1 pseudogene is annotated in these 477 nt (G+C 74.8%); it reads left to right on the top strand.

The annotated features are described in order from the left end of the window. Positions 1 to 357 (top strand): annotated as a pseudogene (locus tag AC0AIB_RS31165) (hypothetical protein); the annotation flags it as partial. Positions 358 to 477 lie beyond the last annotated feature (120 nt).

Genomic DNA, 477 nt, shown 5'->3' with positions numbered 1-477 from the left:
GCCCTCGGCACCTCCGGGGCCTGGATCTGGCTGCTGCTGGGCGCCACCTTCGTCGGCGGCGTGGGCAACATGCTGATGATCGTCGGCTTCATGGTCACGGCCACCTCGGGCCTGCCGGACGCGGAACAGGGGCGGGCCACCGGACTGGCGACGATGACGCAGCAGGTCGGCATCGCCCTCGGCATCCCGGTGATGAGCGCGGTCGTCACCGCCGGCACCGGGGCGGCGACCGGGCCGGAAGCGGTCCTGTCCGGGGTCTCCACGGCCATCCTCGTGAACTCGGCCCTGGTCCTGGCCGGAGCCCTGCTCGCCGGGTACTTCCTGGCAGGCGAGGGCCGCGGGCCGAAGGACGCGTGAGCGGTACCGGTACGTGGGCGGGCCGGCCTCCCCGGGGGCGGGACGGGATCGACGGCGGGAGGATACGGACATGGCTGCCCCCGAGCCCGAGCACGGCGCCGCCCCCGACTCCGGTCCCAC

The sequence above is a fragment of the Micromonospora sp. DSM 43699 genome (assembly GCF_055517075.1).
The sequence above is the reverse complement of the archived record's forward strand: the minus strand, read 5'-3'. Positions and strand labels throughout refer to the sequence as shown.